12 protein-coding genes are annotated in these 13,485 nt (G+C 62.3%); 3 read left to right on the top strand and 9 right to left on the bottom strand.

What is annotated here, in order from left to right; translation table 11 throughout:
- Positions 1–126 precede the first annotated feature (126 nt).
- Together KD146_RS13390 and KD146_RS13385 are read left to right on the top strand one after the other, a co-directional pair.
- A complete protein-coding gene (locus KD146_RS13390; RefSeq protein WP_212659334.1) occupies positions 127–528 on the top strand; it encodes an OsmC family protein in 402 nt (133 codons plus the stop codon).
- 747 nt (positions 529–1,275) lie between these two features.
- Positions 1,276–2,094 (top strand): DUF1206 domain-containing protein, encoded by an 819-nt coding sequence (locus KD146_RS13385; RefSeq protein ID WP_212659333.1) that lies wholly within the window; start codon positions 1,276–1,278, stop codon positions 2,092–2,094.
- Here KD146_RS13385 and tsaE read toward each other — a convergent pair.
- From tsaE to KD146_RS13340, 9 genes are all read right to left on the bottom strand, one after another.
- Positions 2,091–2,513, bottom strand: a complete 423-nt coding sequence (tsaE, locus tag KD146_RS13380; RefSeq protein ID WP_212659332.1) for a tRNA (adenosine(37)-N6)-threonylcarbamoyltransferase complex ATPase subunit type 1 TsaE — start codon at positions 2,511–2,513, stop codon at positions 2,091–2,093. The genes KD146_RS13385 and tsaE overlap by 4 nt on opposite strands.
- On the bottom strand, positions 2,513–4,870 hold the full coding sequence (locus KD146_RS13375) for a sensor histidine kinase (RefSeq protein WP_212659331.1): 2,358 nt from the start codon (positions 4,868–4,870) through the stop codon (positions 2,513–2,515). The genes tsaE and KD146_RS13375 overlap by 1 nt, the downstream gene beginning before the upstream one ends.
- Before the next feature lie 421 nt (positions 4,871–5,291).
- A complete protein-coding gene (ahcY, locus tag KD146_RS13370) occupies positions 5,292–6,692 on the bottom strand; it encodes an adenosylhomocysteinase (protein ID WP_212659330.1) in 1,401 nt (466 codons plus the stop codon).
- 93 nt (positions 6,693–6,785) lie between these two features.
- Positions 6,786–7,298: a DUF2937 family protein gene (locus KD146_RS13365; protein WP_212659329.1), complete on the bottom strand. Its 513-nt coding sequence runs from the start codon at positions 7,296–7,298 to the stop codon at positions 6,786–6,788.
- Between the two features lie 77 nt (positions 7,299–7,375).
- Positions 7,376–7,675 carry an HPr family phosphocarrier protein gene (locus tag KD146_RS13360; protein ID WP_212659328.1) on the bottom strand — a complete coding sequence of 100 codons (300 nt, stop codon included), beginning with the start codon at positions 7,673–7,675 and terminating at the stop codon, positions 7,376–7,378.
- Positions 7,676–7,724: 49 nt separating this feature from the next.
- On the bottom strand, positions 7,725–8,126 hold the full coding sequence (locus KD146_RS13355) for a PTS sugar transporter subunit IIA (RefSeq protein ID WP_212659327.1): 402 nt from the start codon (positions 8,124–8,126) through the stop codon (positions 7,725–7,727).
- Positions 8,127–8,304: 178 nt separating this feature from the next.
- Positions 8,305–8,775 (bottom strand): HPr kinase/phosphorylase, encoded by a 471-nt coding sequence (locus KD146_RS13350; protein WP_212659326.1) that lies wholly within the window; start codon positions 8,773–8,775, stop codon positions 8,305–8,307.
- A 9-nt stretch (positions 8,776–8,784) separates the two neighbouring features.
- Positions 8,785–10,602, bottom strand: coding sequence for a stimulus-sensing domain-containing protein (locus tag KD146_RS13345; RefSeq protein ID WP_345790822.1), 1,818 nt, complete (start codon positions 10,600–10,602; stop codon positions 8,785–8,787).
- Between the two features lie 6 nt (positions 10,603–10,608).
- Positions 10,609–11,325, bottom strand: coding sequence for a response regulator transcription factor (locus KD146_RS13340; RefSeq protein ID WP_212659325.1), 717 nt, complete (start codon positions 11,323–11,325; stop codon positions 10,609–10,611).
- 255 nt (positions 11,326–11,580) lie between these two features.
- On the opposite strand from KD146_RS13340, the gene pckA reads away from it, so the two are divergent.
- Entirely contained in the window at positions 11,581–13,167 is a 1,587-nt protein-coding gene (gene pckA, locus KD146_RS13335; protein ID WP_249327864.1) for a phosphoenolpyruvate carboxykinase (ATP), read from the top strand.
- The last annotated feature ends 318 nt before the right edge of the window (positions 13,168–13,485 follow it).

The raw sequence follows: 13,485 nt of genomic DNA, 5'->3' as shown, positions 1-13,485 counted from the left end.
TGATCCCTCCCCACAAGGGGGAGGGAGACGACTGCGGTGAACGCAACGCCCCCAAACTTGCGCTCAATCAAAGCCCGCCCCCGCAATCCCCGTTACACTCCCCCAACAATCCGGGAGACCCACACCATGCGCACCTACACCATCACCGCCCGCCGCGATGACGAGCACGGCAGTCATGCCGGGGTGCGTGAGGGGTTGGTGGTGCTCGATACTTCGCTGGCGGGGCGGGACGATGCGCTCAATCCGGTGGAGCTGCTGCTGGCCTCTCTGGCCGCCTGCATGATCAAGGGCGTGGAACGCTCGGCGCCGACGCTGAAATTCGGGTTTTCCAGCGTAACGGTATCGCTGAGCGCCGAGCGCCAGGATGCCCCGCCCAAGCTGACCGCCATCACCTATGAGCTGGTAGTGGACACCGATGAGAGCGATCATCGGCTTGAATTGCTGCACACCAATGTGCGCAAATATGGCACCATCTCCAACACGCTGGCCGAAAGCGTCGTCCTGAGTGGCGTGGTGCGTCGGGGCTGAAATCTTTCCGCGCGCGCCGGACCAGGGCGATCACCGCGACATGCGCCCTGTTGCGCGCGCCAGTGCCGCTCGATGTGCACAGTCTGTCAGCCGATAGCCCTGTCGCGGTGCCTCAAGACAGCCAATCAGCCAGCGCAAATCCGTTCATCAACGTCCACATCCGTTCATACAGCCCCCAAAAGGCCGTCAGAAATGGCGGCGCGGCGTTCATCGGCTTGAACGGATTTGCCCCGATTTATCCCCGCCCTCGCCCGCGCGCCCATAATGGCGCCATCCCGCTGGCAGGACGCGATCATGACGAGTGATGCCAGTGGGGGCCGGGTGGCAGAACGGGTCGCCGTCTGCCGGACCGTGCCGGATGGGGTCTGCTGTTCCAAGGGTGGGCAGCGGGCTGAAATGACCGCCATGCGGTGCTGTTGCGCTGCGTGATCTTGACGGGCCCGACTTCCCCTCTCGCCAGGCGCGGTGGGGAGCGTCAGCAAACAGGGGCCTTTGCGGCGATGGGCGATCCTTGATGATAAGCCCGCCCCATGCGTGCGCGGTGCGCCACACCCGGCGTGTGGGCGAGGCGTGACCTCACCTTTTGTGCTGCGGACGACCCGCGCGAGGAAGCCCTCGCCCACGCAGCGTCGCCTCGGGAAAACCGGACGCCAGCGCGGCGGGCCGGGGCTTTGTCGCGGGCTTTGCACCGGCTGGCGGGAACGCAGGCGCGTCCTGTCTCGTTGCTGTGCACACAGGAGCGTCACCATGGATAATTCATTCGAGACCCTTGCCCGCGCCGGCTACATCGCGCGCGGCGTCGTTTACCTGCTGCTGGGCGGGCTGGCGCTGAGCTCGGCCATCTGGGGTGGCGAGGATGCCGAGGGCTCCTCGGATGCGCTCTCAAGCCTGTTGGGTCTGCCCTTCGGACGGGTACTGCTGGCGCTGGTGGCGGTGGGGCTGCTGGGCTATGTGCTGTGGAAGCTGGCGCAGAGCCTGCTCAATGCCGATGATCGCGATCATGACCTCAATGACTGGGCGACACGTGCGGGGCAGTTGATCAGCGCAGTGGCCAATCTGTTCCTGATGTTCACCGCAGCCCGCATGGCCTTGGCCATGGGGGGCGGCGAGGGTGGCGGCAATGGCGAGGAGACCGCCTCGGCCTGGTTGCTGCAGCAGCCCTTCGGGCCCTATCTGCTGGGCGCCGTGGGCGCCGGGGTGATCGGCTTTGCCGGTGCGCAGTTCTGGTATGGCGCCACGGGCGGTTATCGCAAGCATCTGAGCCTGCCCTCCGGGCATGGGCCGTGGCTGGATCGCATCTGCGCCTTCGGGCTGATGGCGCGCGGCGCGGTGTTTGCCATTATTGGCGGCTTTGTGCTCTACGCCGCCTTCACCGTTTCGGCTGAACAGGCAGGCGGCACGGCCGACGCGCTCGATTATGTGCGCCGCCTGCCCTTCGGCGCCTGGCTCTATGGCCTTGGCGCGCTGGGGCTGGCGGCTTTTGGCGCCTATGGCGTCATTCAGGGGCTGTATCGGCATGTCGATGCGCCCGATATGGGCGATGTGCGCGCGGCCTCGCCGCTCTAGCGGTGGGTCAGCGTGGCGCTGCGACCATCGCCGCCGGGCGGGATGGCAAGGCTGACCACCAGCGTGGCAGCGTCGGTGATTTCAGGGCTGCGCTCGGCCCATTCCACCAGCACGATGGCGGCCGGATTGTCGCTCAGCCCCAGTTCGTCGACCTCGCGCGGATCGCCCAGCCGATAGAGATCGGCATGCAATACGGGCGCCTTGGGCGTGTCATAGGGCTGCACCAGCGCAAAGGTGGGTGAAGGTACATCAAGCGCCGGATCGCCTGCCAGCGCGCGGATAATGGCGCGCGCCAGCGCGGTCTTGCCGGCGCCGAGATCGCCCTCAAGCAATACGACATCGCCGGGCTGGAGTTCCTCGGCCAGGGCTGCGCCCAGCGCAGCGGTGGCGTCGTCATCGGGCAGGAACAGCCCGGGCATTATTCAGCAACAGCGGCCATGGCGCTGTCCCGCGGCAGGTTGACGATGATCTTGGAGCCGCGCGGTTCGCGGCGCTCGGCGCTGATGGTGCCGCCATGCAGGTTGACGAAGGTCTTGACGATGGCCAGCCCCAACCCTGCCCCACGCTGGCGTCCGCCGCCGGGGTTGTCGAGCCGGGTCAGGATGGCCGATTTCATCTCGTCGGTCAGGCCGGGGCCTTCATCCTCGATGACAAACAGCATGCGCTCGCCACGATGGGCGATGGTCAGCTTGATCTCGCCGCCGGGCGGGGAGAAGCGTGCCGCGTTGGAGAGCAGGTTATAAAGCACCTGCACGATGCGGGTGCCATCGGCAATGAAGGGGGGCAGTGCGGGGTCGATGTCGACCACCAGATTGATCGGCTTTTCGCCCGAGATTTCGGGGAAGCTGGCCGACAGACCGGCGCGGGCCTTCTCGACCAGCTTGTGCACGTCGAGCTGTTCGGGCCGTAGTTCGGCAATGCCGGCATCGACCGAGGCGAGGTCCAGAATATTGTCGATCAGCACACCCAGCGTCACCGAAGAGGCGCGGATGTAATCGATATAGGATTTCTGACGTTCATTGAGCGGGCCGGCATCGCTGGCCAGCATTTCGGCAAAGCCGATAATGTTGGTCAGGGGTGAGCGCAGTTCGTAGGAGACGTTTTCGACAAAGGCATCCTTGAGCACGTCGGCGGCGACTAGGGCGTCATTGCGCTCCTTGAGCACTTTTGAGTAGCTGGCGCTTTCGGTGACATCGAGAAAGGTCATCATGGTTTGCCCGTCGGGCAGCCGCGTGATGGCATAGTCGAGCAGGCGGCCATCGGAGCGATTGATGCGCCCGGTCTGGTCCGAGCGGGTCGGATTGAGATCGATAATCCCCCGCTTGAGATCACGCCATATACTGGCACCATCTTCGGGAATGGCCCGGCCACTGGCCTCGGCGATCTGGTCGATATGGGGGTTCTGGCCCAGCTCATTGGTGGGCAGTTTCCACAGCGCGGACAAGCGCGGATTGGACAGTGTCAGCCGGCCATTGGTGCCGAACACGGCCACGGCCTCCGAGAGCGAGTTGATGGTCTCGCGCTGCACATTGGAGAAGGCCTTGTTGGTCGATTCCAGCTTGAGGCGCTCGGTGATGTCGTCAAAGACGTAGATCACGCCACCGGTGGCGCCCGCGGGGGCCGAGATCACCTTGATGGTGCGGCCATCGGGCAGGTGCCAGGGCTCGTCTTCAAACGGTTCGGTGCGGCTATAGGCCTTGAGATGCTCGTCGCGCCATTTGTGGTAGTTCACCTGCGCGGGCAGCATGCCTTCGGTGCGCAGCTTGTCGAGAATGGCGCGCTCATCGAGGCCCAGCGTCAGGAACTTTTCGGACAGGCCCCACAGCCCGGCATAGGCCTGATTGAACTGGATCAGCTCGCGCTTGGCATTGAAGATGGCAATCGGGGTGGCCAGCGTATCGATGATACCGGTGATGTGCGCGACGGCGTCATCGCCGGTATTAACGTCTTGATCCTCGATGGGACGCAGCATGCCGGCGCGCCCGCCCGAAACGGGGAATTCGACCAGCTCGAAGGCGCCCTGGCCGCGCCAGGCGACCGAGAGCTTAGCGGGTTCTTCGTCCGCCTCGCAGGCCTGCAGGTGCTGGCGCAACTGATCGGGATCGAGCAGTTCAGGTGGCGCGGTTTCGCTGCCGGTCTTGCCCAGTGCGCGGGCCAGTTCGAGATAAGGCCGGTTGGCATAGATCAGGCGATCATGGCCATCGCGGGCAAAAGCCGGCTTGGTGAGCGTTGCGAGAATGGCGCGCACGCTGGTCAGATCGGCGCTGGTGGCGACAGCCGCGGCGGTCAGATTGGGATCAGTGTCGGGCTGCATGAAGGCGGGGCGTAGCCGCATGGCGGTACCGCCACCGAGCACCCAGCCATTGGCACGTACCAGCCGCCCGTCCAGCGCGTTCAGACTGACGGCAAAGGCGTGTCCGTGCACGCGCAGGTCTTCGAGCAGGCGCGCCAGCCGATCGGCATCGGCATCATGCAGCCAGCTCTGGAAATTGAGTACGCTTTCGGGCTGACGCCCGACGGGCAGCACCGCGGCGGCCTGTCCGAGCAGTTTGGGCGCGCCATCATCTGTCCACAGGACCGTGACTTCGCGGGTGCCGGAGAGCAGGGCTTCATATTCGTCGACCAGGGCGCGCAGCCCGGCGATCTGTTCGGCGGCCTTTTGACGGGCGGCCTTGCCGTCGGCCAGCATGGTGCGGATGACGGCCATGGACAGCAGGGCAAAAGCCCCTGCGCCAGCGGCGATCGCGATTGGAGCTGCACCGGCGAAGCTTGCCACCTGGGTTCCCTGTGCGAGAGCGGGGACCGCCGTCAACAGAGTAAGAGGGGCTGCCGCGATTACCGCGAATCCCCAATGCTTCCGGAAGTGATCCGGCGCCATGCGCTGCCCTCTAGGTCAAAGATGTTGGTTGCCAGGCCGGCGCCGCAAAGAGCCGGTACGCAGTCACTCAAACAGAACGGCATACGCGACCCAAAAAGATCTTTGCCAGCTCCGAACCGGCTGCGTGTCCCCCAGCAGCCGAATCACCCTGACCATAGCGGTCCGTCGAATCGCCTAAAAGAGTCTTAATGGCCAAGCATGGCAGGCAAACTGTCGATATCGGGGCTTGACCTGAAACGAAACAGGAACATCCAAAAGCACAAAAAATGCCCGCAGCGCAACGCTGCGGGCATCATGTTGGATCGCTCGAGCGGAACGCTTAGTAGCGGTATTCGCCCGACTTGAAGGGGCCTTCGGTGCTCACGCCGATATAGTCGGCCTGGGTCTTGGTCAGCTTGGTCAGCGTCGCGCCCAGCTTTGCCAGGTGCAACTCGGCAACCTTCTCATCAAGATGCTTGGGCAGGACGTGCACTTTCTTCTCGAGGTTCTCGCCATTGGTCCACAGTTCGATCTGGGCCAGGGTCTGGTTGGCGAAGGAAGCGCTCATCACAAAGCTCGGATGACCGGTGGCATTGCCCAAATTGACCAGACGGCCTTCCGAGAGCAGCAGCAGGCGCTTGCCATCGGGCTTTTCAATCAGGTCGACCTGTGGCTTCACATTGGTCCACTTGAAGTTGCGCAGGCCGAGCACGTCGATCTCGTTGTCGAAGTGGCCGATATTGCAGACGATGGCCATGTCCTTGAGCTTGCGCATGTCATCGACCATGAGCACGTCGCGGTTGCCAGTGGCCGTGACAACGACGTCGGCGCGATGAGCGGCATCGGCCAGGGTCACGACCTCAAAGCCTTCCATGGCAGCCTGCAGGGCGCAGATCGGGTCGACTTCGGTGACCAGCACGCGGGCGCCAGCGCCACGCAGCGATTCTGCCGAGCCCTTACCCACATCGCCAAAGCCGCAAACAATGGCGACCTTGCCGGCCAGCATGACATCGGTGCCGCGACGGATGGCATCGACCAGGGATTCACGGGTGCCGTACTTATTGTCGAACTTGGACTTGGTTACCGAGTCATTGACGTTGATGGCAGGGAACGGCAGCTCGCCCTTGGCGTGCAGCTGATACAGACGCATCACGCCCGTGGTGGTCTCTTCGGAGACGCCGCGGATGGCGTCGCGGATGCGCGAGAAGAAGCCAGGGCTCGAGGCCAGACGACGCTTGATGGTGGCAAAGAAGATTTCTTCTTCTTCATTGGTGGGCTTTTCAAGGAAGGAGGGGTCGATCTCGGCCTTGGCACCATTGAGGATGTACATGGTGGCGTCGCCACCATCATCGAGGATCATGTTGGGGGTCTGGCCATCGGACCAGTCCATCATGCGATCGGTGAAAGCCCAATATTCTTCGAGCGTTTCACCCTTGTGAGCGAACACGGGAATGCCGGCGGCGGCGATGGCTGCAGCAGCATGATCCTGGGTCGAGAAGATGTTGCAGCTGACCCAGCGCACTTCGGCGCCCAGCGCGACCAGCGTCTCGATGAGAACGGCGGTCTGGATGGTCATGTGCAGCGAGCCGGCAATGCGCGCGCCCTTGAGAGGCTGGGCCGCAGCATATTCCTCGCGGATAGCCATCAGGCCGGGCATTTCGACTTCAGCGATGTCGAGTTCCTTGCGGCCGTAATCGGCCAGCGAAATGTCTCTAACCGCGTAATCGGTGAATTTTGTCATGGGTGGACTCCGGGAGGTGTAGCGTTGGCAAAGCTATACGCAAGGCGGCTCACAGGATCAACCGGAGATATAAAGATAAGTTTATATCCCCTTTCAGCGCTGGACGCGATAGACGGGCCGCCGGCGCCGGAAGGGCATGGTGACGAAGCGCCAAAGCCCTGAAAGCACCATATAACCCAGCATGAAGCCGCCGCCCGCATAGAGCACGCCTTCAATGGTAACGGGCACGGCGGGTTGATAATTTTCCAGCGTGCGGCGACCGATATCGCTGTCGAGATAAGCTGGAAGCGTCTGAAAACGGGTTATCGGGTCGGCGTTTTCAATGCGCTGCAACGTGGCGCTGAGCTGTTCATAGCGGGCGAATGTTGCGGCCATGGCGGTGCCGCGCTCGGCCAGAAACCCATCAGCCGAAGCGCCATAGCGTTGCAGGGCCTGGGTACGATCTAGCCCACCGAGCTCAGCAGCGCGATCGAAGTCCTGCGTGATGACGCGGAGTTCATCGACGGCACCGCCAAGACGCTGCGTATATTGCTGGGCATATTCAGGAAACTGGCTCAGCGTGAGCGCCAGACCCATACCGCCGATACCGGCAATGATGCGCCGCATGACCTGACCACCCCTCCTGCTGGTGCAGCGGACGGTGTCCGCTCATGGTCAACGTGCGGCGCGGCAGTGTCGTTGCACTATTCCGGGGCGCCGTCGCTGTCTTCGTCGAAGCCATTATTGACCAGTTCAACAATCGCTTCGAGTGCTTCGCGCGCCTGCTTGCCGCTGGCCTGCACCAGAATAGTGCTGCCGGGACCGGCGCCGAGCATCATCAGCCCCATGATGGAGTTGCCAGCAACCGAATTGCCGTCCTTGATGACAGCGATGGTGGCATCGAAACACTCGGCAGTGCGTACGAAACGAGCCGAGGCGCGTGCATGAAGGCCCTTGCGATTGACGATGGTAAGCTGCTGGGCCACGGCACGGCTGGCATCCATCAGATGGTTCTCCCCGACATGCCCCGATCCAGCACCGCAGCAACCATGATCAGTCGGCTCCCAGAATGGAGTTGGCGACCGTGATGTATTTGCGCCCGGCTTCCTGCGCCATGTTCACAGCATCCTTGATGCTCATGTCGTTGCGTACGCGGCCCAGCTTGACCAACATGGGCAGATTGACCCCGGCGATGACTTCAACTTCGCGGTTCTGCATGACGGAAATAGCGAGGTTGGATGGGGTGCCGCCGAACATGTCGGTCAGAATGATCACGCCCTGGCCATCATCGGCGCTGTCCACAGCGGCAAGAATGTCGTTGCGGCGGTCTTCCATATTGTCTTCGGGACCAATGGCGATGGTCTCGCAATGCTCTTGCGGACCGACGACATGTTCTAGCGCCGCCTTGAATTCATTGGCGAGCGCACCGTGCGTCACCAGAACCAGACCAATCATGCAAAGTCCCCAGCATGTCGAGATACGCCTGCGACGTGGCGCCGACAGCTATCCAATGTAATTTGTCTCATGCCGACGCGGTCACCCCAGGGCAGCGCGCACATGTCTGAGCTCGCACCAATCGGCCGAGCGAGCGCCAGTCTTGTCCGGTAGCGGACACGATTCAAGTGGTATTTTGTCACGGCCCGTCGAGCGCAGAAATCGCTTCGATCACCAGCAACATCTGATGACCAAGGCTGATTACGCTGCCAAAGGGCACCGGCGCGCGCGGCACTGTCGTGCCGGCGATGTCGGTAACGAATTCGTCCTCTTCAAGCATGCGCACCATATCGGGCACCATGTCGATCACCAGATCGAGCGAGACCAGGGCCTGATGGGGCCGACTGACAATGCCGCGACCGCGCAGTTCGATCAGGCCGGCCAGGTTCTCAGGTGCCTGCATATCGACCTGACCATCGGCCTGGATCAGATCAACACGGTCATCGGAGACCAGAAAGGCGGGAAGGCCGCGCAATGCCCAGCGGTCAAGCAGCGTCAAGGCCAGCACCGACTTGCCGGCGCCGGATGGACCGCGCAGCAGCACCCCGGTGGAACCCAGCAACAGTCCGGTGCCATGCACATTTTGCGGCGCGTTCTTTGGCTTGCTCATCGCGCCAATCTATTTGCGTGCGCGCGGCAACACAACCGAGAAGACAGCACCGGAATGATCGGAACGATTATGGGCCTTGATAGTGCCCTTGTGCGCATCGACGATCTGCTTGCTGATCGAGAGACCCAGCCCGGAATGGTCGCCAAAGCTCTCGGTGTCGGGGCGGTCAGTATAGAAACGCTGGAAGATCTTGTTGAAATCGCCGGTAATGCCGCGCCCCTGATCGGTCACCGTGATGGTGACATCCTCAGCGTCGGTGCTGAGGGCGACATGCACAACGCCACCTTCGGGCGAGAAGGAAACGGCGTTGTCGATGAGGTTGGCAAAGACCTGTGCCAGGCGGCTTTCATGGCCGTTGACGATAGCCGCGCCCTTGCCGCTGCGCTTGTCCATCTCGACGGTTACACCGCGCCCCAAGGCCATGTCTTTCTGGATCGAGACAATGGCCTCGGCCAGTTTTTCGACATCAACCCGTTCCGAGCTTTCGCGCGCCAGTTCGGCATCGAGCCGGCTGGCGCTGGAAATGTCGGTGATAAGCCGGTCGAGGCGTTTGACGTCATGCTGGATAATGGCGTTGAGGCGCTCCCGATCTTCGGGCCGCTTGGCCAGTGGCAGGGTTTCGACGGCGCTGCGCAGCGAGGTCAGTGGGTTCTTGAGTTCGTGCGCCACATCGGCGGCAAAGCGTTCAATCGCTTCGATGCGATTGTAGAGTCCGTCAGTCATGCGACGGAAAGCGTCGCTGAGATGGCCGATCTCGTCAGGGCGGTCGGTAAAGTCGGGGATTTCAGCACGGGCATTGCCAGCGGTCTGCACGCGTTCTGCGGCCGCAGACAGGCGCCGCATTGGCCCGGCAATGGTGCCGGCTAGCGCAAAGGACAGCACGATCTGAACCGCCGCGGCGATCATGGCGATACGCAGAATGCCCCAGCGCTCCTGGGCGACGATGGAATCGATATCGCCCGGCGCCGTGGACAGCAGAATGGCGCCAACGACCGCGCGCAGGCGCTGCACCGGCACCGCAACCGAAACCACCAGCTGGTTCTGACCGTCAACGCGCACGAAATCGGCTGCCGCCCCCTGCAGGGCTGAAGCGACCTCGGGATATCGGCTGCCCTCATCGACGCCGTATTCCTGATATTTCGGGAAATTGTCGCCCGGCACCCAGTTGAGCACCGCATTCCACCAGTCCCACAGGAAAAATTCATCGGCCTGCTTGGTCTCGATGATCTGCCGCATCACCTCGCCGCGCGCATAGATATTGTCGCTATCAAGGATCATCAGCCCGCCCTGATCATAGATGCGGGCACGGGTGCGGGTGGGGGTAATCAGATTGCGCAGCAGCGGCGCAACGCGTTCGGGATTGATGGGAAATTCGAGCGTCGGATCAAAATAGGAGAGCGAGGACACCGCGCCATCACCCTGCAATTGCAGCAAACGATCGGGATTGACCGAGATCACATCGCTATCAACCGTGGCGGAGGCCGCGACCGCCGCGGCGATGATTTCGCCCTGCACGCGCAACGACTGAACACGGGCATCAATCAGCCCGGCCCGCCACTGGTTGAGGTAGAGAATACCAACCACCAGCACCAGCAGCCCCGCCATATTGAGCACGATGATGCGGCGCGTCAGACTGGCGAAAATTGTCAGATCGAGAAAGCGGCTGATGGCCCCCGCCACCTTGTAAAAAGGGGCCAATAGCGGACGCCAGCGCCGCCCCACACGCGGCTTATCCTGGCGGGGGGGTACATTCTCGTCCGCGCCCGGCGCGCGCCATTCGGGCGCGGCGTCGGACTGGTGCTGGTGTTCAGGCTCGAGAATGGCCACAGGCGCTTATTGCTCCTTGAAGCGATAGCCGACGCCATAGAGCGTCTCGATCATTTCGAAGTCGTCATCGGTCGCCTTGAACTTCTTGCGCAAGCGCTTGATGTGGCTGTCGATCGTGCGATCATCGACATATACCTGATCATCATAGGCCGCATCCATCAGCGCATTGCGCGACTTGACCACTCCGGGGCGCAGGGCTAGCGACTGCAGGATCAGAAACTCGGTCACGGTCAGGGTCACACGCTGACCTTTCCAAGTGCAGGTGTGGCGCTCTTCGTCCATCACCAGCGCGCCACGCTCGATCAGCGCCTTGCTTGGATTGGCTTCGCCGCCTGGACCAACGGGCGCAGAAGGGTCGCGCGGCGCTGAGCGGCGCAGGATGGCCTTGACGCGTTCGACCAGCAGACGCTGGCTGAATGGTTTGGTGATGAAATCATCGGCGCCCATCTTGAGCCCGAACAGTTCATCGATCTCCTCATCCTTGGACGTCAGGAAGATAACTGGAATGTCGGATTTCTGGCGCAGGCGGCGGAGCAGTTCCATGCCGTCCATGCGGGGCATCTTGATATCGAGAATGGCCAGGTCGGGCTTGTCAGTGGTCAGACCCTCCAGGCCCGAAGCGCCATCGGTATAGGTGGCGACCTGATAGCCTTCGGCCTCCAGTGTCAGGGACACTGAAGTCAGAATATTGCGGTCGTCATCGACGAGAGCGATCTTGGGCATGAGCTGCCTTTCTGGTTTGGATGCTTTCAAACACACGGCACGATTGGCCGTAGTCATGCTTGCAGGCGACAATTACGCGTTAAATAAGGCGCGGCCAAGGGCACTACAAGCCAAGGAGGCCAGCACGGGCTGTCAGAAGGCGCGATGCAACTTCCGTCTTACGACCGATTTCGGGATGGTTGTACGACAAGTTGAGCCTTTATTTTGACCTCCATAGCGGACGGCTGCACCAGCCTGCGAGCGACGGAGTTTATGATGTTCGACCATGAGAGCCTGAGAACCACAATCGCTGCGCGTGCCGGTTCGGTATCCACTAACGACATCGCCCCCGTGCTGGTTGCACGGGCGCTGCAGGGCGAAGAGTGCGCGCTGACCGCTGATGGTGCGGTTTCAGTTCGTACTGGCGCGTTCACCGGTCGCTCGCCCAAGGACAAGTTCATCGTGCGAGATGCGCTGACGCAGGACAGCGTCTGGTGGGACAATGCGGGCGCCATGACCCCCGAACATTTCGATGTGTTGCTCAACGACGCGATTTCCGCCCTGGGCGGCTTGGGACTGTTCCGGCAGGATCTGCTGGCGGGCGCTGATCCAGAGCACCAATATGGTGTTACCGTACTGACGCCAAACGCCTGGCATGCGCTGTTCATCCGCAATCTGCTGATCCGTCCCGGCGAGATGGTACCGGCAGGCGCTGCCCCCACAGACGTGACGATTGTGCATGTGCCTCATTTTCAGGCCGACCCCAAGCGTCATGGCAGTCGCACAGACACCGTCATCGCACTCGACATGAGCCGCAACATCGTGGTCATCGCCGGCACGCTCTATGCCGGCGAGATCAAAAAGAGCGTGTTCTCGCTGTTCAACTTCCACGCCCCACAACAGGGCGTTCTGCCGATGCATTGCTCAGCCAATCTGGGCGCTGAGGGCGAAGCGGCGCTGTTCTTCGGGCTTTCGGGGACGGGCAAGACAACGCTGTCCAATGATCCCGACCGCCCGCTGATCGGCGATGACGAGCATGGCTGGAGCGCAGACGGCGTCTTCAATCTTGAGGGGGGCTGCTACGCCAAGACCGTCAAGTTGAGCGCCGACGCCGAACCGGAAATCTTCGCCGCGACCAAACGCTTCGGCACTGTGCTCGAAAATGTGGTGCTCGACGACGCCCATGTGCCCAATTTTGACGATATTTCGCTGACCGAAAACACCCGCGCCGCCTATCCCATCAATGTGCTACCGGCCATTGCCAAGGGCAGCGTTGGGGGCACGCCCAAAACCGTGGTGTTTCTGACAGCAGACGCGTTTGGCGTCTTGCCGCCGATCGCGCGCCTGACGCCAGATCAGGCTGTCTATCATTTCCTTTCGGGGTACACTGCCAAGGTGGCTGGTACCGAGCGCGGCGTCACCGAACCACAGGCAACCTTTTCTGCCTGCTTTGGCGCCCCCTTCATGCCGCTGCACCCCACCGTCTATGGCGACATGCTGGCAGAAAAGCTACGCGCCAGTGGGGCCTCAGCCTGGCTGATCAACACCGGCTGGACCGGTGGCGGCTATGGGGTGGGCAAGCGTATCGACATCGCCTCGACACGACGCCTGCTTAGCGCCGCATTGAACGGTGACCTTGATGATGTCGGCATGCGCACCGATGAGCTGTTCGGCTTTGAGGTCCCCGTGGCCGTAGCGGGCGTAAACAGCAAGCTGCTGACGCCGCGTCTGACATGGGCCGACGCAGCGGCCTATGACCGGCAGGCCATGCATCTGGCCGGGCTGTTCCGCGCGAATTTCGAGAAGTTCGGCGACGCCGCGAATGCGGCACCCGGCCCGCAAATGGCCCAGGCGGCGGAATAGCCGCCCCGCATTGCGCATTGCGCATCACCCCCCCCCATCAAGGGGGAGGGCTGGCCCCGATGTGTGAATCTATCCCCTTTATTCCAACCCCAAAACAGCGCTCATACTCCCCCATCTCTCCCGCACGGGCGGCCTGCAGGCGACAGTGGCGGAGAGCTTGGGCGTGCGGCATTGCCAGTAGTATGGGTCTGAACTGGGTCGCCAGTCTGCGAGCGATCAGTTTGGCCATACGGTCTGGGCAAAAACCGGTGCCCCGAGACGGTCTTCGTCTCACTATTAGATACTCAGAGGCGAAACACCGTCTCAGGGACCAGTTTT

Origin of the sequence: Devosia litorisediminis, assembly GCF_018334155.1 — a bacterium.
GTDB lineage: Bacteria > Pseudomonadota > Alphaproteobacteria > Rhizobiales > Devosiaceae > Devosia > Devosia litorisediminis.
The sequence above is the reverse complement of the archived record's forward strand: the minus strand, read 5'-3'. Positions and strand labels throughout refer to the sequence as shown.